Genomic DNA, 23,489 nt, shown 5'->3' on the forward strand with positions numbered 1-23,489 from the left:
TCAGCCTCCGAGCGCTGCGAGGTATTCGCTGTAGAAGAGTGCCAATCCGATAGCCGACGCAATAGCCGCCAACAACCAGAATCTGATGATCACCGTGGTTTCAGCCCACCCGGCGAGTTCGAAGTGGTGATGGAACGGCGCCATTCGGAACACCCGCCGTCGGCTGGACCGGAACACCGCTACCTGGATCACCACCGACGCGGCCTCCGCGACGAACAGTGCACCGATGACCACCATCAACAGTTCCGTGCTGGTGGTGATCGACAATCCGGCGAGCATGCCGCCGAGGGCAAGTGAACCGGTGTCGCCCATGAAGATCTTGGCGGGTGCGGCATTCCACCAGAGGAAACCGATGCACGCGCCGGCGCCTGCCGCGCAGAGCACCGCGAGGTCGAGCGGGTCTCGGACGTCGTAGCAACCCTTACCGGGATTCGTCTCGCACGAGTAGCGGAACTGCCAGAACGTGATGATGACGTAGGCGCCGAGAACGAAACTCATCGCTCCGGCGGCCAATCCGTCGAGGCCGTCGGTCAGGTTGACGGCATTGGACCAGGCGCTTACCAGTAGGTAGCAGAAGGCGATGAAGACCACGGAACCGAGTGAGACGGTGGCGATGTCGCGGACGTACGACAGATGAACACTGCCCGGAGTCAGCCCGTCGTCACCGCGGAACTGAAGGGCCAAAATTCCGAAGGCAATGGCAGCGACGAACTGGCCGACCAGCTTCGCTGTCTTGTTCAGTCCCAGATTGCGCTGCTTGCGGATCTTGATGAAGTCGTCGAGGAAACCGACTCCACCGAGCGCGGTGGTCAGACCGAGAACGAGTAGGCCGGACGCCGATGGCCCCTCCGCGTTGTCCATGCCGAGACCGATGAGGTGTGAGCCGAGATAGCCGGCCCAGATTCCGGTCAGGATCGCGACGCCGCCCATCGTGGGAGTGCCGCGCTTGGCCTGGTGACTGGCTGGACCTTCGGTTCGGATCTCCTGCCCGAAACCTTGTTTCGAGAACGCCTTGATCAGGATCGGCGTGAGCATGATGGAGACCGCCAGCGCGATGCCTGCGGCGAGAAGAATCTGGATCACTGCGAATCCCCGCCGTTCTCGCCGTCGGTGTTCTCGCTGTCGGTGTTGGGCGTTGCAGCCAGTATCGCTTCGGCGACCGTCCACAGTTCAACCGACTTGGACGCCTTCACCAGGACGAGATCGCCCGGTTCGAGTTCCGCTTCGAGAATGGCGATTGCCGCAGCTGCGTCGGGCACGACGACGGACTCGTCACCCCACGACCCCTCCATCACCGCACCTTGATGCATCGCACGCGAGGTGCGGCCCGTTCCGACGACGATCAACTTGCTGACATCGAGTCTGACGGCCAGGCGACCGATCGCGTCGTGCTCGACAACTGATTCCGGTCCGAGCTCACCCATCTCTCCGAGCACAGCCCAGCTACGGCGACCGAAGTGCCGATCCGATCGCGCCATGGACACCAACGCTTTGAGCGCAGCGCGCATGGAATCGGGATTGGCGTTGTAACTGTCGTTGACGACGGTGACGCCGTCGGCGCGCTCGGTGACTTCCATCCGCCTCGCGGACGCTGCCTTCGTGCCCTCGAGGACACGTGCGATGTCTGCAACCGCGAGGCCGTTCTCGAGTGCGACGGCCGCCGCGGCCAGGGCGTTGCTCACGTGGTGTTCGCCGTGAACGGCCAGGCGAATACGTGCAGAACCCTGTGAACAGTTCAGTGTGAAGGAAGCCCTGGCCTGGTCGTCGACAACCACGTCGGTCGCCCGAACGTCGCAGTCTTCCGACTGGCCGACGAATACGATCCGGGCCTTGGTTCGACTCGCCATTGCGGCGACCATGCGGTCGTCGGCGTTGAGGACCGCAACTCCACCGTCGGCTGCCGACGGGAGTGCTTCCACCAGTTCACCTTTGGCGACCGCGATCGCTTCACGCGAACCGAACTCACCGAGATGGGCAGTGCCCACATTGAGAACTACGCCGATCTTCGGCGGCGCGATCTTCGTCAGTTCGCCGACATGACCGACCCCACGGGCCGACATCTCGAGAACGAGGAAGCGGGTCTTCTCGTCGGCGCGGAGCACTGTCCACGGCAGACCCAATTCGTTGTTGAACGACCCGGGGGGCGCAACCACCTCGCCGCACTCGCGCAGCAGCGCTGCTATCAGATCCTTGGTCGAGGTCTTGCCGGCAGAACCGGTGACACCGACCAGCGTCAGTCCACCATCGGCCGGTGTGCCATCAGTTGCCAGTTCGTCGACGACTGCTCGGGCCAGAAGGCCGAGGGCATGCAGGACCGCGGCTCCGGACCCGTCGGTGTCGTGTTCGAGCAGCATCACTGCACTGGGACCGTCGTTCGGCACCGATGGAACGACGATTGCCGGAACTCCGACCGGCCGCGCCGCGAGCACCGCCACAGCGCCCGCTGCCACCGCCGCTTCCGCGTGATCATGACCGTCGACACGCGCTCCGGGTAGGGCGAGGAAGAGCCCACCTGGAGCTACTTTGCGCGAATCGAATTCGACGGTTCCAGTCACCTGCGTCGACGAATCGTCGACGTCGTGCAGGGTTCCTCCGACGATCTCGGCGATCCGAGAGAGCGTCATCGGGATCATTGCTTGCCTCCATGTGCTGTGTTGATCGCGAATCGGCCGATCATTTCGCCCAACACCTCGCGGTCGTCGAACGGGTGTTTGACCCCGTCGATTTCTTGACCTACTTCGTGGCCTTTGCCTGCCACCAGGACGACATCTCCTGGCTGTGCCCACCGGACTGCTTGCTCGATCGCGGCGGCCCGGTCCCCCACTTCGCGAACCTCGCCGCGTTCGGATTCGGGCACGTCCATGGCGCCTTGCATCACCGAAGCGCGAATCTTCGCCGGATCCTCGGTGCGTGGGTTGTCGTCGGTGACGATCAGCAGGTCTGCGCCTCGCGCACCCGCTTCACCCATGAGTGCCCGTTTGCCGGCGTCGCGGTCACCGCCCGCACCGACCACCACGGCCACTCGGCCGGGAACCTGGTTGCGCAGCGTGGCGATCACGGCTTCGAGCGCTGCCGGCTTGTGGGCGTAGTCGACCACGGCGAGAAAGCTCTGCCCCCGGTCGATCCGCTGAACTCGCCCCGGGACGTCCACGGTCCCGAGCGCTCGAACAGCCGCGTCCGGGTCGAGTCCCGCAGCAAAACTGACGGTCAACGCCAGCGCAGCGTTGGCCACGTTGTATCGCCCGGGGAGACGAAGTGAGACTGGCCACGACTGTCCGTCCGGCCCGACCAACTCGAAGGTCTGCGAGCCGTCCTCGGCAACCTCGACTGCGCCGACCGTCCACTCGGCCTCGGCCGTCGAGGTCGAGACCGTGGTCACCGCGTCGCTCTCGTCGGTCGCGGCCAACTCGGCCATCCGTCGACCCCACACGTCGTCGACGCAGACGACGGCATGCTCGGCTCGCACCGTCGACTCAGGATCGAACAACCGAGCCTTGGCCTGGAAGTACTCCTCGAAGTCCCGATGGAAATCCAGGTGGTCCTGCGAAAGATTGGTGAACGCGCCGATGTCGAAGCGGATGCCGTCGACGCGTCCGAGAGCAAGAGCGTGACTGGAGACCTCCATGACGACGGTATCGATCCCCTGCTCTGCCATCACGGCGAACAGAGCATGCAGTTGCGGAGCTTCCGGCGTGGTCAGAGCGCTGGGCACCCGGCGGCCGTCGATTCGAGTCTCGATGGTCCCGACCAGGCCGGGCTTGCGGCCGGCTCCGGCAATCGCAGCTTCGAGCAAGTACGACGTCGTGGTCTTGCCCGATGTACCGGTAATGCCGACGACCTGCATCTTCTCCGAGGGCCGGCCGTAGATTTCCGCGGAGATCTCACCGAGCACATCCCGCGGGTTCGGATGAACGAGAACTGGGACGGACCGGTCAGGCGCCTTGTCCGCGGCCTCGATCAGTTCGAGGCCGGCCTCGTCGGTCAAGATCGCGGTCGCACCGCGCCCCAGAGCGTCGACGGCGAACTGAGCGCCATGGGTCCGTGCACCGGGCAGAGCGGCGAAGAGGTCATCGGTCACTATTCCCTGCGCACGCAGGTCGACCCCCTTGACGACGACCTCAGAGGACTGTGATCCCGGTTGCCCCACCCATTCGAGGCGAGCCCCGGACAGTTCGGAGAGCGCCGTGATCGCGGTAGCAACCGGTTGTGTCGGACGCGTCCCGGGAGCGCCGTCCGAGTTCGACGATTGCAAACGATTCGGCACTGTCACTCGACTCCTGGCAATTGTCGTTGTTCTATCGCGGTCGTTGTCTATGGCGGTCGTTGTCTATGGCGGTCGCAACGCAAGCAAAGTTCGGCGCACTGCGATGAATGAGGTTACTGCGACGTTTGAGATTACCGTGTCCGGGATTCACCCGAAGACCGTGTCGAAACCGACACACCGCAATCAGTCCGCCTGCAACACCAACTTGCGACCGGGGTCCGGCGACATCGGGACACTGTCACGCTGGAGCATCCACGACGCGATGTTGTGGAACAACGGTGCCGCCGACTGACCGCCGCCGCCGTCCACGCCGCGAACCGGTGCGTCGAGCATGATTCCGATCACGAATCGAGGATTGTCCGCAGGCGCGATTCCCGCGAAGGTGATCCAGTAGTTGGAGTTGGAGTAGCACTTGCACGCGGGATCCACCTGCTGCGCGGTCCCGGTCTTTCCACTGACCTGGTATCCCTCGACGCCCGCGGCAACACCGGTTCCTCGTTGGTTGCCGGTGTCTTCCTGAGTGACCGACCGGAACATGTCCCGAACGGTCGCCGCTGTCTGGGCGCTGACCACCTCGACGCCCTCGGGCTGCGGCGTCTCGGTCCGCGTGCCGGAAGAGTCGACAGTCGACTTCACGATCCGCGGAGGAATTCGCACGCCGTCGTTGGCAATGGCCTGGTACATCCCGGTCATCTGCAGGGTTGTCATCGAGAGACCCTGCCCGATCGGCAGGTTCGCGAAGGTTCCGCCGGACCACTGGTCGCGACTCGGAACGCTGCCCGCGCTCTCGCCGGGAAGTCCGACGTCGGTGCGTTGTCCGAGGCCGAACCTGTTCAGCATGTCTGCGTAGCGATCCTCGCCCACTCGCTGAGCGAGCATCAAGGTGCCGACGTTCGAGGACTTTCCGAATACACCGGTAGAGGTGTACGGGGCCACACCGTGATCCCACGCGTCCTTGACTGTGGCACCGGACATCGTGATGCTGCCCGGGACCTGCAGAACTTCGTCCGGAGTTGTCTTACCGTCCTCGATGGCCGCTGCTGCGGTGACGATCTTGTTCACCGATCCGGGCTCGAACGGCGTACTGACCGACGGATTGCCCATTTCGGCTGTCGGCGCGTTCTTGTCGATGCCGATTGCGGGGTTGAAGGTGCTGTCGTTGGACATGGCCAACACCTGTCCCGTCTTGGAGTCCATGACCACAACCGAAGCGTTCTTTGCGCCCGACTTGTCCTTGGCGATCTGGACCTGCTGCTGAACGTAGAACTGGAGGTCCGAATCGATGGTCAGCTCGACACCCGAACCGTTGACTGCCGGTTGCTTGTCACGCCAGCTGCCGGGGATCACAGCGCCGTCGGAACCGCGGTCGTACGTTTCGGATCCATCGGTTCCGGCGAGCGTGGAGTCCATCGAATCTTCGAGACCGAGCAAACCGTGCCCGTCCCAGCCGGTCGCGCCGACGAGATTCGCGGCCAGAGAGCCACCGGGGTACTCGCGGATGTCCTGACGCTCGAGGCCGACCTCCCGGAACTTGTCCGAGATCTCGGCAGCAACCGCCGGATCCACGCTGCGCGCGAGGTACGTGAAAGTCTCGTTGCTGTTCATCTTCTGAAGCAGATCTTTTTCCGGAACGGTATCGCCGAGCTTGGCGTGGATTCCGGCGGCGATCTCGGCGAGGCGATCGCTCACTTCCGGCGCCTGCTTGTCACCCTCGGCGCCCTGCTCGATGCTCTTGGCGCGCGCTTCCTCGAGTTCCTTGCGTACCCGCACCGGCTGGAAAGTCAGCGCCTTGGCTTCCATGGTGAAGGCGAGGGGGTTTCCGTTGCGATCGGTTATCGAGCCACGTACAGCCGGATCGACCTGCGTCGTGGTTCGTTGATTGGCAGATTCCGCAGCCAGACTCGGCGCGTCGATTCCCTGAATCCACAAGAGCTGCAATGCCGCAACGGCGAGCGCACCACACATGGTGATACGACCGACTCGCTGACGAAACGGAAATGAGGCGGTGGCCGAGCGGCGCGGACGCCGACCGGGGTTGTTACGGGAGTTCTGACTCACCGACGTTCCTCAGGCGGAGCAGGCACCGCCGTCGTGGTGGCGGGTGCTGTCGTCGTGGGGATCACAGGAACCAATTGTTCACTCTGCGCGAGGTTTCGCGTGTTATTCGGAACGCTCGGCGTGGCTCCGGGAGCAACCGGCGTTGTGGTGCGCGGGGGTGTCGCAGTCGGTGCGGGCACCGATGTGGGCGCATCGAGCGGCGGCATAGCTCCGGCAGTCGCGGGAGTCGGCGTTCCGACGACCTCGACCGAACCGTCCGGATGAACTACCAGTCGTGCAGGGTCCTTGGCGGGGACCATGCCGAGAGCGCTTGCCTGATTTGCCAACTCCGGAGCCGAGTTACGCGACTGGAAGTCACGTTCGAGCGCTGCTTTCTGCTCGACCAAAGACTGGTTGTATGCACGTGCATCACTGAGTTGGTACGAATCCTCGGCAGCGCGAGTGGTCAGCAGCAGAGTCACCGCGAGACCGATGGACAGAAGTCCGATGACGGAGGCCACGAACGGCACTCTCCCCTTGAGCATCGCCCGAGGAGAGATAGACGGGCCGGCAGCAGCGACAGTTCCGGTCCGGCCTGCCGCCCGTGCGGTGCGCTTGTCGTATGCACGTTGCGCTGCACCGGATTTGCCCTGACGACTCATGCCCGCCTCCTGGAAATGCGTTCTGCGGCACGCAAACGCACCGGAGCTGATCGTGGGTTCTCTTCGATTTCCTGCTCTGACGCACGTTCTGCGCCACGGGTGAGAATGCGGAACTCCGGTCCCATACCCGGCAACTCGACCGGTAGTCCTTCAGGACTGGTGGACTTCGAGCGGGGAACCAACTCCGCCTTCACAACTCGATCCTCGAGCGACTGGTAGGACATGAACACCACTCGCCCACCGACTGCCAGTGCGTCGAGCCCGGCAGGAACGGCTGCACGAAGCGAATCCAACTCGGCATTGACTTCGATCCGCAGCGCTTGGAAGGTGCGCTTGGCCGGGTGTCCCCCCGTACGCCGCGTGGCTGCCGGGATTGTTCGGTACAGCAATTCGACCAGAGCTGCACTGGTGGTGAAGGGTTCACGCTCACGCTGCCGAAGGATCTCGGACGCAATCTTTCCCGCGAACCGTTCTTCGCCGTACGTGCTCAGAATGCGAGCAAGGTCGCCGTGACTGTAGGTGTTCAGGACCTCTGCCGCGGTCAGCCCGACCGTCTGATCCATCCGCATGTCGAGAGGAGCGTCGATCGAGTACGCAAAACCTCGGTCGGCTTCGTCCAACTGCATCGACGACACACCCAGATCGAAAAGGATCGCGTGAACCGACTCCGTCGACGGCAGACCTGCCTGTTCGAGCGCGTCCTCGATCCCGTCGTACGTGGTGTGCACGAACGTCGTTCGGTCCGCGAATGGCGCCAGACGCTCGGAAGCGATCCGGAGTGCGTTGGTGTCGCGATCGAGACCGATGAGGTGAAGGCCCGGGTACTTGCCCAGGAAGAATTCGGAGTGGCCACCGAGCCCCAACGTCGCATCGATCATGTATGCGCCCGCTCCACCGTCACCGACGGCGGTGATGGCAGGGCCGAGAAGATCGTCGGCGCGGTGCAGAAGTACAGGGACGTGCGCGAAGCCATCGGCATCCGAGGGTTCGTTCACCTCGTGATCCACCATGATTGCTCCGGCTCCTACTTTCATGATTTCCGATGACTTTTCGAAAAGGTGCTGACTTTCCGAGAAGGCGATGACTGTTCGAGAAGGCGAATGCTTCGAGGTCCCTGCCCGAAGGAGAACCTGGCGCTGGGGAAGTGCGTCAGGGTCTTTCCGGGCAGAGGCCTCGCGGCATTCGCCGGGGGCTCTTCGCCTAGACGATCTCGCTGAGAGATTCGCCTGTTGCCTGCGAATAGTCCTCTTCGTTGTCTCCGAGATACCTCTCCCAGGCTGCTAGATCCCAGATCTCGAGGTAATCGACGGAGCCGGTCACTACGCATTCCTTGGACAGGTTTGCGTAACGCCGATGATCAGCCGAGAGGGTGATTCGCCCCTGGGCATCGGCGTGCTGTTCATCTGTGCCGGCGGCCAGAGCACGGACATACGCCCGAGCTGCCGGATCATTGCGTGGAGCTGCCGCTGCCTTTCGAGCAAGCTTGACGAACTCGTCCCGGGGGTAGATGGCGAGGCTGTGATCCTGACTCTTGGTGATCATCAATCCTCCTGCCAGTTCGTCTCGGAACTTTGCCGGCAACGTGAGCCGACCTTTGTCGTCGAGCTTCGGCGTGAAGGTACCGAGGAACACTCGACACCTCCTGCGAGCTTGCGCTGAAACCCTCCCTATCGAGCGGATCGTGCTTCAGCTCTCCGCCCGAACCCACAGTACCCCACTTTCCCCCACAAACAAGGAGCACATGGTCCCTATTCAGCATCATTTGCTGATAAATAGCAGGTCAGCGCAGGTGGGGAGACGTGGGGGAAATTTGTAACCGTGTCCCGGCCCACACCGCCGTCAGATCGACCCTTTACGCCACGATCTGTTGCTCCCCCACACAAAATCGCAGTACAAGCGCGGTTTTCGAATAGACGTGAGCGGGACGAGGTCTGGTCGTGCGTTGCAGTTCGACCAGGGTGGAGGAAAGTGGAGGGCCGAGTGGAGCGAAGTGGAGGAAGCCCGCGGGCATGCCCTGAGGCAGCAGGAGTGGCGAGTGATTCGCTCGCACGTCACTGATTCACTCGATGGATTGCCGGCGCACACGTACAACACCCACAGCAACGGCGTGTGGCGGTCGGCAACCTTGGTTGCCGACCGCCACACGTGTGGTCGTCCGTGCCCTGCAGAGGGCGTCACGTCCGAACTGCATCACTCTCGAAGTACGCCCGAAGAAGGGCGGGAGAGCTAGTCCTGCTCGAACCTGCGTTTGAATCGATCTTCCATCCGCGACGAGAATCCGCCGCCGGACTTCCGGCCGCGTCCCCGCCCGGATCCGCCGGCACTACCCCTACCCGGCGGACCGGAGGGATGATTGCCACCTTCGGAAGCGGAGTCGGCGGCCGGCGCAGACTTACGTCCACCACCCCAGAGGAACAACACCCCTGCGCCGAACATGAACAAGAAACCGAACAGGCTGATGATCGGAAAACCGCCCGGCTTGAGCGGGAGTGCAACCCCCGCGATCAGCAGGACCAGACCCAGCACGAATAGAGCCGCTGCTTGGAACCGCCGTCTACTCGACGGCGCCCGCATACGGCCGCCCCTCACATTGGAGGCGAACTTGGGGTCTTCGGCATAGAGAGCGCTCTCGATCTGATCGAGCATGCGCTGCTCGTGCTCGGAGAGTGGCACGGTACCTCCCCCGGCACTGGAAGTTTGGCAACCACCCCACGGTGTGAGGCGGCGGGTAATCAAGTTGGACGATTACCTGTTTTCATAATACGAGCAGTTTAGGTCTCGGACCACCAACTCCGGGTACGAGTTCCGCCACAAGCGTACGTATTCGTGCCGAAGGGCCCCGATTCGGCTCCATTTGCCTGTGCGGACCAGGAAATTCCCCGGAAACAACTGCCGACACGGACCATTTGTTCACGACGCTCGCAAATGCTCGGACGCGTCCTGACCGATGAAATCTTCGACCGCCGTGAGAAAACGGCCGACCTCGGCGAAGAATGCGTCGGAATCGGAGTCCGTGATCACGATCGACACGCCGGTTTCCACGGCCGCACGCGTAGAGGACCACCCTGCGAAGAACTTCGACCACGCTCCGAACGCGGGCGCTGCGGCGTCCATCAGAACCCACGCGTTTCCGCTTCGCTTGCGCCTCGAGCCGGCACCGGCAGGAGCTGCGGCCAACACTGCCCCGGCACCACGTAGGGCCGCCAGGTAGGCACACCGGAACCGGTCGGCAGGATCGCCCGCCCCAATCGCTTCCTCGAGAAGCGCATCCGCCTTCCGGAGCAGCCCCCACGCCACACCGGACTTTCCCACTCGAGCAGTGCGGTCGCTGGCGTCCCTCGCGCCGAAGGACCGCCTCGCCGACATCGGCAATCGAGAAATTGCGGCATCCGACGGACTCGACAACTCGGCAGGAAGAGTTCGTTGGCACTTCACACGTTCAGGCTTCACACGCTCGGACATCGGGGCACCTCCTGCACCGTGAGGATCCAAGACCAGGTGGGCCGGAGATGCCCGCTTCCCTTCGGGCATCTCCGGATCACCCACATCGAACATCTGTTCGACCTATTCAATATAACTGCACCCACCGACACGCCGTCAAGAGAAGAGGTGAGACCGGTCGACCCGCAGATCGCCTGGACACCACATACGGTCGACCTCGATCGCGCAGAATTCGCGAGTCGACTCCACGAGGCACTGGCCGTGTACGTCACCGCGATGGACTATCCGCGAGGAACCGAGTTCCATCGCGCACCGATGTGGCAGGAGCACGCGAACCGGCCTGGCTGGAAGGCCGTCGGCGCATTGGCGGTTCCTCAGCAACCGTCACACGAAAATCTGCCGCTGGTGGGGATCGCTTACGGGTATCGCGGGAGCCCGGACCAGTGGTGGCATCAACAGGTACTGCACGGGCTTCGGCGCTCGGGTCGTCCCCAGAGCGAGATCGACGCGATTCTGAGCGACTACTTCGAACTCACCGAACTCCACGTGCATCCGAACGGACAAGGTCACCGGTTGGGCGAATCGCTCTTGCGTCACCTCCTCGTCGATCGACCCGAACGTAGTGTTCTGTTGTCGACACCCGAGGTGTACGACGAGGACAACCGAGCCTGGCGGCTGTACCGTCGCCTCGGCTTTCGTGACGTGCTCCGCAGATTTCGTTTTGCCGGCGACAACCGGCCGTTCGCAGTCCTCGGCCGTGGACTCCCGCTGTGAGCGCGCTTCTCGACGCCGTCGTCGTCGGCTCCGGACACAACGCGCTCGTATCGGCCGCCTACCTCGCACGCGAGGGTTGGTCGGTCGAGGTTCTGGAGAAGGACACGGTTCTCGGCGGCGCCGTCTCGACCGTCGAGCGATTTCCCGGATACAAGGTGGACCGGGGGTCGTCGGCACACCTCATGATCCGACACAGCGGCATCATCGAGGAACTCGGACTCGGCGCGCACGGACTGCGCTACATCGACTGTGACCCGTGGGCGTTCGCGCCGCCCGCCCCGGGCACCGACGGGCCGGGCATCGTGTTTCACCGCGACCTCGACGCAACCTGCTGGTCCATCGAACGAGCATGCGGGACAAAGGACGCCGACTCCTACCGGCGATTCGTCGCGGTCTGGTCGGAGCGCAGTCGACATGTCATGACAGCGTTTTCCGCACCGCCCACCGGATCGAACCTGATCGGTGCGTTCGGAGGTCTCGCCACCGCACGCGGCAACAGCGAACTGTCTCGGCAGTTCCTCGCGCCTGGCGACGCACTGCTCGACGAGTATTTCGACAGTGAGGCACTCAAAGCAGCGCTTGCGTGGTTCGGCGCCCAGTCCGGGCCTGCGATGTCGGAACCGGGAACCGCTCCGATGGTCGGCTTCGCGGCCCTCATGCACGTCTTGCCGCCAGGGCGAGCAGTCGGTGGAAGCGGCGCACTGAGTGCTGCGTTGGCCTCCCGGATGGCTGTCGACGGCGCCACGGTCGCGCTCGGTGACGGCGTGACGTCGATCCGTCGAAACTCGAGTCACTGGACCGCCACAACCGAGAGCGGTCGAGAAGTTCACGCTCGCAAGGTAATCGCCGGGTGCCACATCCTGACCACGCTCGACCTCCTGGGCCGAGGGGGCTTCGACCGAACCACGCTCGATCACTGGCGGCGGAAAATCAGGGTCGGCCCCGGCATCGGCGCGGTACTTCGACTGGCGACATCCGCGCTTCCGTCGTACCGCGGCGACGCCACGACACGGGAAAGTACCTCGGGATTGCAATTACTCGTCTCCGATCGCGCACACTTGCGCACGGCACACGGCGCAGCACTGGCGGGGGAACTTCCTCCTCGCCCTGCGGTTCTCGGAATGAGTTTCAGCGGAATCGATCCCACGATCGCCCCGGCCGGTCGGCATCAGGTGACACTGTGGTCGCAGTGGCAACCGTATCGCCTCAGCGGACATCGCGATTGGGCATCGGTCGCCGAGGCGGAGGCCGACCGGATCGTCGGCGAGATGGAGGCTTTCGCACCCGGGTTCGCCGATTCCGTCCTCGACCGGTTCATTCAGACCCCCCGGGACATCGAGTCGGAATTGGGGATGATCGGCGGAAATGTCATGCACGTCGAGATGTCACTCGATCAGATGATGTTGTGGCGACCGCTTCCGGAACTGTCCGGCCATCGCGTTCCGGGAGCAGACGGGTTGTATCTGACCGGAGCATCGACTCATCCCGGTGGCGGTGTGTCCGGAGCCAGTGGTCGCAGTGCGGCTCGAATCGCACTGTCGGACAGCCGCCGGGGCGCGACTCGTCGTTGGATGCGTCGTTCGAGCAGGTCGTGAAGGTCACCCGCCGAACTTCACCCGCCGACACGCCCCCGCCTCGATGACTGGCTACGCCACGGCTGGCACGATGACCACTGTGCAACAGTCCACCGATCCCGCCGCCAAGCCGACCAGTCGGAAACGTTTCCTGACGGTTGCCGCGCTCGCCCTCATGCTTGTTCCCTTGCTTGCCGGGTGCATCCGCGTGCAGGTGTCGATGGGAGTGTCCGCGAACGATCGTGTGACCGGACAGGTGGTAGCTGCCGCTATTCCGGCGAACGAGGCGGACAAGGGTCCGCAGCTGACCCCACCTTCGTCGCTGGAGGACAAGATACGGGTTCAGGAGTACAAGAAGGACGGGTACGTCGGCAGCCAGGCGTTCTTCAGCGACTTGTCCTTCGGTGACGTCGCCCAACTGGGCTCCATGTACGCCGAGGGGTCCGGGTCGTTCCAGATCACCCTCAAGCGATCCGGGGACACCGTCACGCTCGACGGCAAGGCAGACCTGAAGACGGTTCCAACTCAGGGCGCCGACGTCCAGGTCAGCATCGCCTTCCCGGCACGGGTCGGCACGACCAACGGAACACGAGACGGCGATTCCCGGGTGTCGTGGACCTTGCCCGCCGGCGAGGTGTCGACAATGCGCGCCGAGGTCAACTACGCGGACCCAAGCACCCGAAGCTTCGCCGGGTGGGCAGGAATCATGGCCGGGCTGGCGCTCGGTGTCGCGATTGTCGTCGGTGCGATGGCCTGGATGGCGCGCAATCGAGCACCGATCAAGCGCGCGCCCGCCGCGAAAGCACCGGTCATGAAGACGCCTGTCACGAAATCACCTGCCAGCAAGCAAGCTGACAACAGGAATCCGAAAAACACCACGAAGTAGCGCCTGGCGATTGCCCCACTCGATTGGTGTCGAGCGGGGCAACCGGGATCAGACGGCTTGCGCTGTCCCGACAGAGGTGTCGGGGGTGAGACCGAGTCGCTCGAGGACCTCACTGGTGGCGCGCGCAAAGTTCAAAGTGATGAAGTGCAGGCACGGAGCGCCTTCGGCGATCAACCGCTCACCCATCTCGGTGGCCAGATCGATGCCGAGTTCGCGGACCGCTGCACGGTTCTCGTCCGGACCGCTTCCGGCCGCGGCGTCGAATCGACGCTCGAGAGCGGGGGGCAACGACGAGCCCGAGAGCTCGAGCATGCGCCGCACCGAGCGCAGCGACGTCACCGGCATGATCTCCGGGATGATCGGCTTGGCGCCCTGTTCTGCGTCGTACGCACTCACCCGGTCACGAAGACGCAGGTAGTCCTCCACGTCGAAGAACATCTGCGTGATCGAGTACTCGGCGCCGGCACGCAACTTCGACACCAGGTACTTCGTGTCGTATGCCAAGTCCGGAGCGCGGTAGTGCCCCTCGGGGAACGACGCGACGCCGACGTGGAAGTCGCCCAGGTCACGGACCATCCGCACGAGTTCCTCGGCGTACTCGACGCCTTCGGGATGCTTCTTCCATTCGCCGAGCGGATCGCCGGGCGGATCGCCGCGCAATACGAGGATGTTGCTGATCCCACGATCGGCGTAGGCACCGACCATGGCGCGAAGCTCTTCGGTGCTGTGTGAGACAGCAGTCAGGTGAGCAACCGGCAGCAGGGTCGTCTCTTCGGCAAGTTCGCCGGTGACACGCACCGTACGATCGCGCGTCGAGCCACCTGCGCCGTAGGTCATCGAGACGAATGCCGGTCCGAGCCGCTCGAAGGTACGCACCGCACGCCACAGGCGCGCTTCGGCGTCCGCGTCACGCGGCGGCGAAAACTCGACCGAGAACGGAATACGGCTTCCTGTCGAGGAAGCGATCCGATCGACGATCGACGGTGTTCGGGTGGCCCATCCCTCGCTGGAGCGGCCCCTGACTGGATCGAATGTCACCGGTCAAGCATATGTTTTCCAGCTGCAAACAAGCTCATCGCCCAGTACTGCGTATCCCGAATGTCAGGATCGCGCAGTTCACGGCCCGACCCGCCGTTGATTCCAACCCCCACTAAGCTGGGCTCCAAGCTCGCTTCCGTGTAACCCTCCGGCGCGAGAACATACCGATCTTGGAGGCCACCCTGTCCGCAGGAACCGCGCGCGTTGGACAGAGTTCGACCAACACCGCACCGCATCCGACCTCACTCGAACTGCCGGGTCTGTTCGAAGCAGCGCTCCGCGACTTCTTCGATTCACGCCGCGAACTCGTCTCGAACATCGGCGGTGGATACGAGGAGGCCGTCAGCACCCTCGAGGCCTTCGTCCTGCGCGGAGGAAAGCGCGTCCGACCGTCGTTCGCCTGGACGGGATGGCTCGGCGCCGGAGGCGACCCGAACGGTAAGAACGCAGACGCGGTGATTCGTGCGTGCGCCGCCCTCGAACTGGTGCAGGCCTGCGCGCTCGTCCACGACGACATCATCGACGCATCCACGACCAGGCGCGGCTTCCCGACCGTTCACGTCGAATTCGAGAACCAGCACCGAGACGAGGAGTGGAGCGGCGATTCCGCGCACTTCGGCGAGGCCGTCGCCATTCTTCTCGGCGACCTGGCCTTGGCCTGGGCGGACGACATGATCCGAGAATCCGGGATCAGCCCCGAGGCGGCCGCACGTGTCAGCCCGGTCTGGTCGGCAATGCGCACCGAGGTGCTCGGTGGCCAATTCCTCGACATCAGCAACGAAGCCCGAGGCGACGAGACCGTCGAGGCAGCCATGCGGGTCAACCGCTACAAGACCGCCGCGTACACGATCGAACGCCCACTGCACCTCGGCGCCGCGCTGTTCGGTGCGGACGCCGAGTTGGTCGATGCCTACCGGACCTTCGGCACGGACATCGGTATCGCCTTCCAACTTCGCGACGACCTGCTCGGTGTCTTCGGAGATCCGTCCGTCACGGGCAAACCGTCGGGCGACGATCTCATCGCCGGTAAGCGAACTGTCCTGTTCGCGATGGCGCTTGCCCGCGCCGACGCCGCAGATCCGGCGGCAGCAGAACTGCTCCGCAACGGAATCGGCACCCAGCTGACCGACACCGAGGTCGACACTCTGCGCCAGGTGATCACCGATCTGGGCGCCGTCACCGACGTCGAAACTCAGATCGACACCCTCGTCGAGGCAGCTGCGAACGCCCTCGACTCGAGCACGGCAACGGCAGAGTCCAAGGCTCGCCTGACCGACATGGCGATCGCGGCCACGAAGCGAAGCTACTGACCGTGGCACACGTGGACCGCACTCGAACCGTCAGCTCGCCGACCGATCGAGTCGTGATCGTCGGCGCGGGACTTGCCGGACTGTCTGCGGGGTTGTATCTGCGTGGCGCCGGCCGCGACGTCACGATTCTCGAGAGCAACAGCTCGGTCGGTGGGCGAGTCGGTGTCTACCAGGGCAATGACTACAGCATCGACAACGGCGCAACGGTGCTCACGATGCCCGAACTCGTCGAAGACGCGCTTGCCGCCGTCGGTGCCGACCCAGCCTCGACAAACCCCAAATTCGTTGTGCACAAGCTCGATCCGACGTACCACGCGCGATTCGCAGACGGCACCGCTCTCGATGTCCACGCCGATCCAGAAGACATGGCTGCCGAGGTCTCCCGTGTCTGCGGGCCGGAAGAAGCGCAGCGATACCGTGCGTTGCGGCGATGGCTGAACCGGATCTTCGACGCGGAATTCGACCGCTTCATGGACGCCGACTTCGATTCTCCCCTCGGACTGGTCAATTCGCGTGACGCAGTCAAAGATCTGAGCCGGCTCGTCGCACTCGGAGGATTCGGGAGACTGGGCGGGCAGGTGGATCGCAAGATCCGCGACCCTCGCCTCCGGCGGATCTTCACCTTCCAAGCGCTGTATGCGGGCGTTGCTCCGTCTCGGGCCCTCGCGGTGTACGGGGCGATCGCTCACATGGACACCTCACTCGGCGTCTACTTCCCCGAGGGCGGGATGCGCACGATCGCCGAGTCGATGGCCGACGCCTTCACCGAGGCCGGCGGAATTCTGCATCTCGGCCGCACTGTCGAACGCCTCGAGGTGAGCGGACGGCGCGTGCACACCGTTCACACACGCGACGGCGAGCGCTTCGACTGTGACGCCGCCGTCCTCACTCCCGACATGGCCGTCACGGACTCGCTCTTGCGCCCGCATACGCGATTGCGTCCGCGCCCGGTGCGTACATCGCCGTCCGCTGTCGTGATTCACGGCACTGTTTCCTCCGCGGTCGCCGACGAATGGCCCGCACAGCGACACCACATGATCGACTTCGGCGAGGCGTGGAAGCGTACCTTCGCCGAGATCACGGCACGCCGCGGCCGCGGGCGGCTGATGAGTGATCCGTCACTGCTCGTCACCCGACCGGCGCAGACCGACCCGAGCCTGGTCTTCTCGCGAGACGGCCGGATCCGTGAACCGCTGTCAGTCCTCGCGCCGTGCCCGAATCTGGACAGTGCAAGGCTCGACTGGTCGACTCTCGGCCCGGCCTACGTGCGTGAAATCATCCTCACGCTGCAAGAACGTGGCTACACGGGACTGGTGGAGGGGTTCGATATCGATCACATCGACACCCCGCAGACCTGGCTCGAAAAGGGCATGGCCGCGGGTAGCCCGTTCGCGGCGTCACACACCTTCACCCAGACGGGGCCGTTCCGACGCAAGAACCTCGCCCGCGGCTTCGACAACGTCGTTCTCGCCGGATCGGGAACCGTTCCGGGGGTGGGAGTACCGACCGTTCTGCTGTCCGGACGGCTCGCCGCCGAACGTATTACCGGTACACGCGAGCGAGCCAGCGCGGTGGGCACTCGTGCGAGCAACTAAACTGGCCCCTCGTAACCGACCATTCATCCACGATTCACCGACTCGGGCGCTGCATGCGCCGATCGACAACCGATCTCCTCGGGGGAGGAACCTGCACCGATGACGTCCTCTGCCGCAGCCACTGAAAGACCGTGGCACCTAAGGGCCGCCAATTTCCTTCGGACTCCCGAAGGTCACAGTGCACTGCTCGGTTTCTTCGGCGCAGTCATGATCACTTTCGGCGGATTCGGTGCCGGTAGCGTCCGGCGCCAAGATCCGCTGCTCGAGTCGATGCATCTGTCCTGGCTCCGTTTCGGCCACGGATCGATTCTGTCGGCGGCCATCGTCTGGATCGGTGTCCTGTGCATGATCGCCGCCTGGGTTCGACTGGGCCGCTCGACTCTGCGCGGTGACGTCTCGTTGCGCGGATTGCGCTACGTCGTCCCGGTCTGGACGTTTCCGCTGCTGTTCGCGGTGCCCATGTTCAGCCGTGACGCCTACTCCTACCTGGCGCAAGGCGCGTTGTTGCGCAACGGCTTCGACCCGTATGCCGTCGGCCCCGTCGTCAATCCGGGAATCCTGCTCGACAACGTCTCCAACGTGTGGACGACGACAACTACCCCGTACGGTCCGGTTCACCTTCTCCTTGCCGACGCCATCGTTCGGCTGACCGGTGAGAACGTCATCGCCGGCACGATGCTGTTGCGGATCACGATGCTCCCCGGACTCGCCCTGATGATGTGGGCCGTTCCCCATCTCGCGACGAAGCTCGGCGGAAACACCTCGATCGCCCTGTGGCTCGCAGTACTCAATCCCCTCGTCCTGATCCACCTGATCGGCGGCGTTCACAACGAGATGCTCATGGTCGGCCTCATGGCCGCAGGCATTGCGCTCGCTCTCGAACGCAAGCACCTCTTCGGGATCGGGCTGATCGCGCTTGCCGTCGCGATCAAGGCAACCGCAGGCGTCGCACTTCCCTTCATAGTCTGGATCTGGATGATCCATGAGCGGGAGGACGCCGCAGCCGCCGGGCGAGAACCGGCGTCACCGATCCGATCGTTCGTCAAAACGGCCGGCGCAGGTTTCGCGGTGTTCGTGGCGGTACTCGGATCCACCTCACTGATCGCCGGAGTCGGCCTCGGCTGGACGACGGCACTCTCCGGTTCGGCAAAGATCATCAACTGGCTCTCGCTGCCCACGATCGTGGCGCACATCGGAACCATGGCAACCTCCTGGTTCGCCGGCGACCATTTCAACGACATCCTCGAAGTCTCCCGGACCATCTCGGCGGTTGTGTTGATCGCGATCATCGCCGTCGTGTGGTGGCGCTACCGCAAGACCGAGCGCGACGCCGTCATGGGCATCGTGATCGTGATGGTCGCCATCGTCGTTCTGTCCCCCGCAGCACTCCCCTGGTACTACTCCTGGCCGCTGGCAGTAGCTGCCGGTTTCGCAATGTCGCCGACGACTCTCGCCGTACTGACCGGGCTGTCCACCTGGCTGATGCTGGTGTTCCAGCCAGACGGATCGATCGGCCTGTACACCTTCCCGCACGTGGCTCTGGCCATCGTCGCTGCCGTGATCGCGGCGATGTCCTTGCAGACGGAAGACCCACTGCGACTTCGTGGACGCAAACACGAGAAACCGATCGAAATGACGTCAGCCGCCTCGGCGCCCTCGACGTCAGGATCTGCGTGATCCGCGTGTCATGAACGCACTGCCTGCGTCCTATGAATTCTGCGAGGGCGTGACGAGGGAACACGGCCGAACGTACTTTCTGGCCACCCGGTTGTTGCCCGTACCTCGACGCCGCGCAGTTCACGCGCTCTACGCATTTGCTCGCGTCGTCGACGACATCGTGGACGAACCCTCGGGTCCGCATGAACGAGGCACGGTGCTCGCCGACGTCGAACGTGCAGCCGTCAACGCACTCGACAACCCCACTGCGACAGGTGGCTTCCCGTCGACGGTTCCCCTCGACCTGACACGCGTACTCCCGGCCTTCGCGGATGCTGTGAAGACGTTCGACATCCCGCGCGCATATTTCGACGCCTTCTTCGAGTCCATGCGGATGGACGCCCCCGACACGGCGAAGTTTCGACCCGTTTACAACACGATGGACGAACTCAGCGAGTACATGTACGGCTCTGCCGTCGTCATCGGTTTGCAGATGCTCCCGATTCTCGGAGTGAGCGTTCCGCAGCAGGAAGCGGTAGTGCCCGCGTCGAATCTCGGTGAGGCGTTTCAGCTGACCAACTTCATCCGCGACGTCGGTGAAGACCTCGACCGGGGACGTCTGTATCTACCGGCGGGCGAGTTCGCCGCATTCGGGGTCGACATCGAGATGCTCGAACATGGGCGAAGAACCGAAACGGTGGACGTTCGGGTGAAGCGCGCGCTGGCACACTTCATCGCCGTGACGCGGGGGCGGTATCGGACCGCCGAATCCGGCATCCCGATGCTCGACCGACGGGTCCAGCCGTCGATCCGCACGGCTTTCGTGTTGTACGGAGCAATTCTCGACCAGGTCGAGCGCGCCGACTTCCGGATACTGCATCGACGTGTGTCCGTTCCAGGACGCACGCGACTTCGAGTCGCTGCGCCGGGTCTGGTCCGGTCGGCAACCTACGCGGCGAAAAACCGCATGCGGTGAGTTGTCAGAAGGCCGGCAGCTCAGAAAGCCATGGCCTGTGCGCGGCGGATGACCTCACGCGCGAGATCACCATGCAGTGCGTCCACCGGGCGCCCCGGCAGGGAATCGTCGGCCAGGAACAACCAGCGGAGGATTTCGATGTCGGTGTAACCGCCGTCGTGCAGCACCGCCAGCAGACCGGGCAGCCACTTGACGATCTGGCCGTCCTCGCCGAAGAACACTTCGGGGACACCGAGAACGCCATGCCGCTTGACTGCGATGATCTTGTGATCGCGAAGCAACTGGTGAACCTTGCTCACCGGCAACCCGACGTTCTTCGCCACATCCACCAGCTGGAACAGGGAAACCGAAGAATCCAGGACATCATCACAATAAGGAATCGCGCTCACCGCGAGAAGTTTATCCGGTCCGGCGAGCCCGCTGTGTACCGCCCGGTGCAGTGCTCGAAACTGCCGCTCCGCTCAGGTCACAGCGCTCTGTGACGTTCTCGAGACTTCCGCGTCGGTATCGCTGGCTACGATGGACGGGATGCGGCGTATCAGTAACCGGGATTTCGCGGTGGATGTGAATCGGTGCCCTCACTGCGGGAACCGGTACGCGGTATACAACCACCCACATTGCTGACAGCTACCACCCAGACCGCAAGCAGACAGATCACAAGCACGCAGATCACAAGCACGCAGATCGCAAGCACGGAGGAACAGTCATTACGGAGGTCGAGGGTTGATCGGCGAAATGCTCGAGCGCCGCTATCGAGTGGACGCACCGATCGCGCGCGGCGGTATGTCGACCGTGTATCGAGGCCTCGATACACGGTTGGATCGACCTGTCGCGATCAAGGTGATGGACCCGCAATTCGCCGGCGATCCAGCGTTCCTGACTCGTTTCGAGTTCGAGGCCCGGGCCGTGGCCCGACTCAAGCATCCGGCCCTTGTGGCCGTCTACGACCAAGGCAGCGATCGCAATCACGTGTTCCTCGTGATGGAACTCGTCGACGGTGGAACCTTGCGTGAACTCCTTCGTGAGCGCGGACCGATGCCGCCACACGCAGTCGCTGCAGTCGTGGCACCTGTCCTGGACGCGTTGGCGGTGGCGCATCGAGCGGGACTGGTTCACCGTGACGTCAAACCCGAGAACATCTTGATCTCGGACACCGGCGAAGTGAAGATCGCCGACTTCGGATTGGTGCGTGCAGCTGCGGCAGCAACCACCACCTCCAACAGCGTGATCCTCGGCACCGCGGCCTATCTGTCGCCGGAACAGGTGACGTCAGGAATTGCCGACACTCGAAGCGACGTCTACTCGACCGGTGTGTTGATGTTCGAACTTCTCACCGGTACAACACCGTTCACCGGCGATACGTCACTCTCCATCGCCTACCAACGCATCCACGACGATGTCCCGCGCCCAGGTTCACGTATCCCCGGTGTACCGGCGCAGTTCGATCGTCTGGTTGCCGAAGCCACTCACCGCGAGCCCGCACATCGTTTCGCCGACGCCGGTGAGATGGCAGCTGCACTTCGCAGTGTGAGCGAGCAACTGGAACTTCCGTCATACCGCGTTCCCGCTCCGCGTCGAAGCGCCCAGCACCAGAGCGCGCAAGTTGCCCCGGCCCGGCCACAACCGGCGCCTGCGCCTCCCACGGAGGTACACCCGAACTCTGCTGCGCGCCCGAACCCCGCTGCCACGACGGTATTGGCGTCCGGCGTGGCCCCGGCTGTGGCAGCCACCACGGCGCTCGGCACGGGCTCTCCTCCCCCTGGCGGTATCCAGCACACTCGCGCGGTCACCACACAAACTGCTCGTCCGGCGACGGTCGACGGCCACTCGGATTTCGACGACGGTTCCGATTTCGGCGACGACCACCCGGGGCACGACGATCCGCATGCTCATTTTGTCGAGGCACGTCGTAAATCGCGACGAGCCACCCTGATCTGGCTGCTCGTCATCGCGGTCCTCGCGCTCGCGTTGGGCTTCGGCGGATGGTGGATGGGCTCGGGCCGCTATACAGCTGTTCCCTCGATCGACGGGCTGACCAAGGACACTGCGGTCACCGCTCTGCAGGACGCCGGGCTCTCCCCCGACGTCCAGGGTCAGTACTCCGACGCCCAACCCATCGACACGGTGATCGGGACGGACCCGGCCTCCGGCTCGAGGGTTACCAAAGGCTCGACCGTCGCGCTGCTGACTTCGCTCGGGCGTCCGACTGTCCCGCCCATTCCGGCCGGCGGCGACGTCTCGGCCCTGGGCGCACAACTCGCCGACCGCACTCTCGTCGCGGTCGACGGCGGGGACACATTCAGCTCCAAGATCCCGATCGGCGGCGTGGCCGCGCTCGACCCGGCACCGGGAACCGAAGTTGCCGTGGGCTCCTCGGTCAAGGTCATCACATCCAAAGGGTCACCGCCCGTGGACATTCCCGATGTGAAGGGCATGTCCGAGAACGCTGCGCGCGCCGCCCTCGACAAGGTAGGCATCTCAGTCAGCACCACCAGAACAACGTTCGACGACGCCGTCGAGGGCGGTAGCGTAATCGGCACCGATCCCGCAGTCGGGTCCTCCGTCAACGCCGGCACCTCCGTGGTTCTCCTCATCTCCGACTCCGTCAAGGTTCCCTCGCTGATCGGCCGCTCCGTCTCCTCAGCACGCGAAGAACTCGGCCGCCTCGGCCTCGAGATCACCGTGCGTCAGCTCACCCAGAACGACAGCTCGGTCATCATCAGCCAGAGCGTCAAGAACGACCTCGTTGCCAAGGGCACCGACATCAGCGTCGTCGCAATTCCCTGACAGTCCGCTTCGGCCTAATCTGAATTCATGGCCACGTGGGAACCCGAGAGCATTGGGATACTCGACTTGCCGTCGGGGAGATCGATTCGGGGTCGAGGACTCCGCAATCCACTTCCTTCCGGACCTCTCCCCACCTTCGGCGTCTATCTGACCGGCAAAGAACCTCCCGACACCGAGTGGGAGTCGGAGTGGGTCCGCTGGCGAGATTTCTGGTTGCCGAGCGATCCCGATGCGCTGCGCAGGGCCCTGCACGAAGTGTGGGTGCGCTCGGAAACCGAAAGAGTCGAGATCGCGTGCGGTGGTGGATACGGCCGCACCGGAACAGCGTTGGCCGCTCTTGCCGTCATGGACGGAGTGCCCAGTAAGGACGCCACCGCGTACGTTCGCGCACGTTACTCACCTCGCGCCGTCGAAATGCCCTGGCAGCGCCGATTCGTCACACGATTCACGCAATAGCGAACGCCCCCACCTGCGCGAGCGGGTGAGGGC

The 23,489-nt window shown here is 63.9% G+C and carries 20 protein-coding genes; 9 read left to right on the forward strand and 11 right to left on the reverse strand.

The features are described from left to right. From mraY to A0W34_RS17015, 9 genes are all read right to left on the reverse strand, one after another. Complete coding sequence (gene mraY, locus A0W34_RS16970; RefSeq protein WP_003941699.1) at positions 1-1,083, reverse strand: phospho-N-acetylmuramoyl-pentapeptide-transferase; 1,083 nt, start codon at positions 1,081-1,083, stop codon at positions 1-3. Then, on the reverse strand, positions 1,080-2,633 hold the full coding sequence (locus tag A0W34_RS16975; protein WP_065456587.1) for a UDP-N-acetylmuramoyl-tripeptide--D-alanyl-D-alanine ligase: 1,554 nt from the start codon (positions 2,631-2,633) through the stop codon (positions 1,080-1,082). Before A0W34_RS16975 ends, mraY begins: the two co-directional genes overlap by 4 nt. After that, entirely contained in the window at positions 2,630-4,264 is a 1,635-nt protein-coding gene (locus A0W34_RS16980; protein WP_042921840.1) for a UDP-N-acetylmuramoyl-L-alanyl-D-glutamate--2,6-diaminopimelate ligase, read from the reverse strand. Before A0W34_RS16980 ends, A0W34_RS16975 begins: the two co-directional genes overlap by 4 nt. 183 nt (positions 4,265-4,447) lie before the next feature. Continuing rightward, positions 4,448-6,322: a peptidoglycan D,D-transpeptidase FtsI family protein gene (locus A0W34_RS16985; protein ID WP_003941764.1), complete on the reverse strand. Its 1,875-nt coding sequence runs from the start codon at positions 6,320-6,322 to the stop codon at positions 4,448-4,450. Continuing rightward, complete coding sequence (locus tag A0W34_RS16990; protein WP_003941715.1) at positions 6,319-6,963, reverse strand: hypothetical protein; 645 nt, start codon at positions 6,961-6,963, stop codon at positions 6,319-6,321. Before A0W34_RS16990 ends, A0W34_RS16985 begins: the two co-directional genes overlap by 4 nt. Continuing rightward, positions 6,960-7,973 carry a 16S rRNA (cytosine(1402)-N(4))-methyltransferase RsmH gene (rsmH, locus tag A0W34_RS16995; protein ID WP_007730079.1) on the reverse strand — a complete coding sequence of 338 codons (1,014 nt, stop codon included), beginning with the start codon at positions 7,971-7,973 and terminating at the stop codon, positions 6,960-6,962. The genes A0W34_RS16990 and rsmH overlap by 4 nt, the downstream gene beginning before the upstream one ends. 190 nt (positions 7,974-8,163) lie before the next feature. Continuing rightward, positions 8,164-8,595, reverse strand: a complete 432-nt coding sequence (gene mraZ / locus A0W34_RS17000; protein WP_003941779.1) for a division/cell wall cluster transcriptional repressor MraZ — start codon at positions 8,593-8,595, stop codon at positions 8,164-8,166. A 594-nt stretch (positions 8,596-9,189) separates the two neighbouring features. After that, positions 9,190-9,636 (reverse strand): DUF3040 domain-containing protein, encoded by a 447-nt coding sequence (locus A0W34_RS17010; protein WP_003941660.1) that lies wholly within the window; start codon positions 9,634-9,636, stop codon positions 9,190-9,192. A gap of 237 nt (positions 9,637-9,873) precedes the next feature. Next, entirely contained in the window at positions 9,874-10,425 is a 552-nt protein-coding gene (locus A0W34_RS17015; RefSeq protein WP_232329871.1) for an SAV_6107 family HEPN domain-containing protein, read from the reverse strand. A gap of 147 nt (positions 10,426-10,572) precedes the next feature. On the opposite strand from A0W34_RS17015, the gene A0W34_RS17020 reads away from it, so the two are divergent. From A0W34_RS17020 to A0W34_RS17030, 3 genes are all read left to right on the forward strand, one after another. Then, positions 10,573-11,178, forward strand: a complete 606-nt coding sequence (locus tag A0W34_RS17020; protein WP_003941672.1) for a GNAT family N-acetyltransferase — start codon at positions 10,573-10,575, stop codon at positions 11,176-11,178. Continuing rightward, on the forward strand, positions 11,175-12,773 hold the full coding sequence (locus A0W34_RS17025) for a phytoene desaturase family protein (protein ID WP_081557982.1): 1,599 nt from the start codon (positions 11,175-11,177) through the stop codon (positions 12,771-12,773). The genes A0W34_RS17020 and A0W34_RS17025 overlap by 4 nt, the downstream gene beginning before the upstream one ends. A 70-nt stretch (positions 12,774-12,843) precedes the next feature. Beyond that, entirely contained in the window at positions 12,844-13,638 is a 795-nt protein-coding gene (locus A0W34_RS17030) for an LppM family (lipo)protein (protein WP_063892119.1), read from the forward strand. 48 nt (positions 13,639-13,686) lie between these two features. Here the strand turns inward: A0W34_RS17030 and A0W34_RS17035 are convergent, their stop codons facing one another. Continuing rightward, complete coding sequence (locus tag A0W34_RS17035) at positions 13,687-14,676, reverse strand: methylenetetrahydrofolate reductase (RefSeq protein WP_003941803.1); 990 nt, start codon at positions 14,674-14,676, stop codon at positions 13,687-13,689. A gap of 170 nt (positions 14,677-14,846) precedes the next feature. On the opposite strand from A0W34_RS17035, the gene A0W34_RS17040 reads away from it, so the two are divergent. From A0W34_RS17040 to A0W34_RS17055, 4 genes are all read left to right on the forward strand, one after another. Next, positions 14,847-15,986: a polyprenyl synthetase family protein gene (locus tag A0W34_RS17040; protein ID WP_003941696.1), complete on the forward strand. Its 1,140-nt coding sequence runs from the start codon at positions 14,847-14,849 to the stop codon at positions 15,984-15,986. A gap of 2 nt (positions 15,987-15,988) precedes the next feature. Continuing rightward, the gene (crtI, locus tag A0W34_RS17045) at positions 15,989-17,581 is read left to right on the forward strand and encodes a phytoene desaturase family protein (protein ID WP_081557983.1); all 1,593 of its coding nucleotides are present in this window, start codon (positions 15,989-15,991) and stop codon (positions 17,579-17,581) included. A 99-nt stretch (positions 17,582-17,680) separates the two neighbouring features. Next, positions 17,681-19,258, forward strand: a complete 1,578-nt coding sequence (locus A0W34_RS17050) for an alpha-(1->6)-mannopyranosyltransferase A (RefSeq protein WP_003941737.1) — start codon at positions 17,681-17,683, stop codon at positions 19,256-19,258. 10 nt (positions 19,259-19,268) lie between these two features. Continuing rightward, the gene (locus A0W34_RS17055; RefSeq protein WP_064075442.1) at positions 19,269-20,213 is read left to right on the forward strand and encodes a phytoene/squalene synthase family protein; all 945 of its coding nucleotides are present in this window, start codon (positions 19,269-19,271) and stop codon (positions 20,211-20,213) included. Positions 20,214-20,233: 20 nt separating this feature from the next. On the opposite strand, the gene A0W34_RS17060 is transcribed toward A0W34_RS17055, so the two are convergent. Further along, positions 20,234-20,602 carry an Rv2175c family DNA-binding protein gene (locus tag A0W34_RS17060; RefSeq protein WP_020969869.1) on the reverse strand — a complete coding sequence of 123 codons (369 nt, stop codon included), beginning with the start codon at positions 20,600-20,602 and terminating at the stop codon, positions 20,234-20,236. A gap of 334 nt (positions 20,603-20,936) precedes the next feature. Here A0W34_RS17060 and pknB point away from each other — a divergent pair, with 334 nt between their 5' ends. After that, on the forward strand, positions 20,937-23,000 hold the full coding sequence (pknB, locus tag A0W34_RS17065; RefSeq protein ID WP_081557984.1) for a Stk1 family PASTA domain-containing Ser/Thr kinase: 2,064 nt from the start codon (positions 20,937-20,939) through the stop codon (positions 22,998-23,000). 27 nt (positions 23,001-23,027) lie between these two features. Beyond that, on the forward strand, positions 23,028-23,456 hold the full coding sequence (locus A0W34_RS17070) for a protein-tyrosine phosphatase family protein (RefSeq protein WP_003941706.1): 429 nt from the start codon (positions 23,028-23,030) through the stop codon (positions 23,454-23,456). Positions 23,457-23,489 lie beyond the last annotated feature (33 nt).

This window comes from Rhodococcus sp. BH4 (assembly GCF_002079265.1).
Taxonomy (GTDB): Bacteria; Actinomycetota; Actinomycetes; order Mycobacteriales; family Mycobacteriaceae; genus Rhodococcus_F; species Rhodococcus_F qingshengii.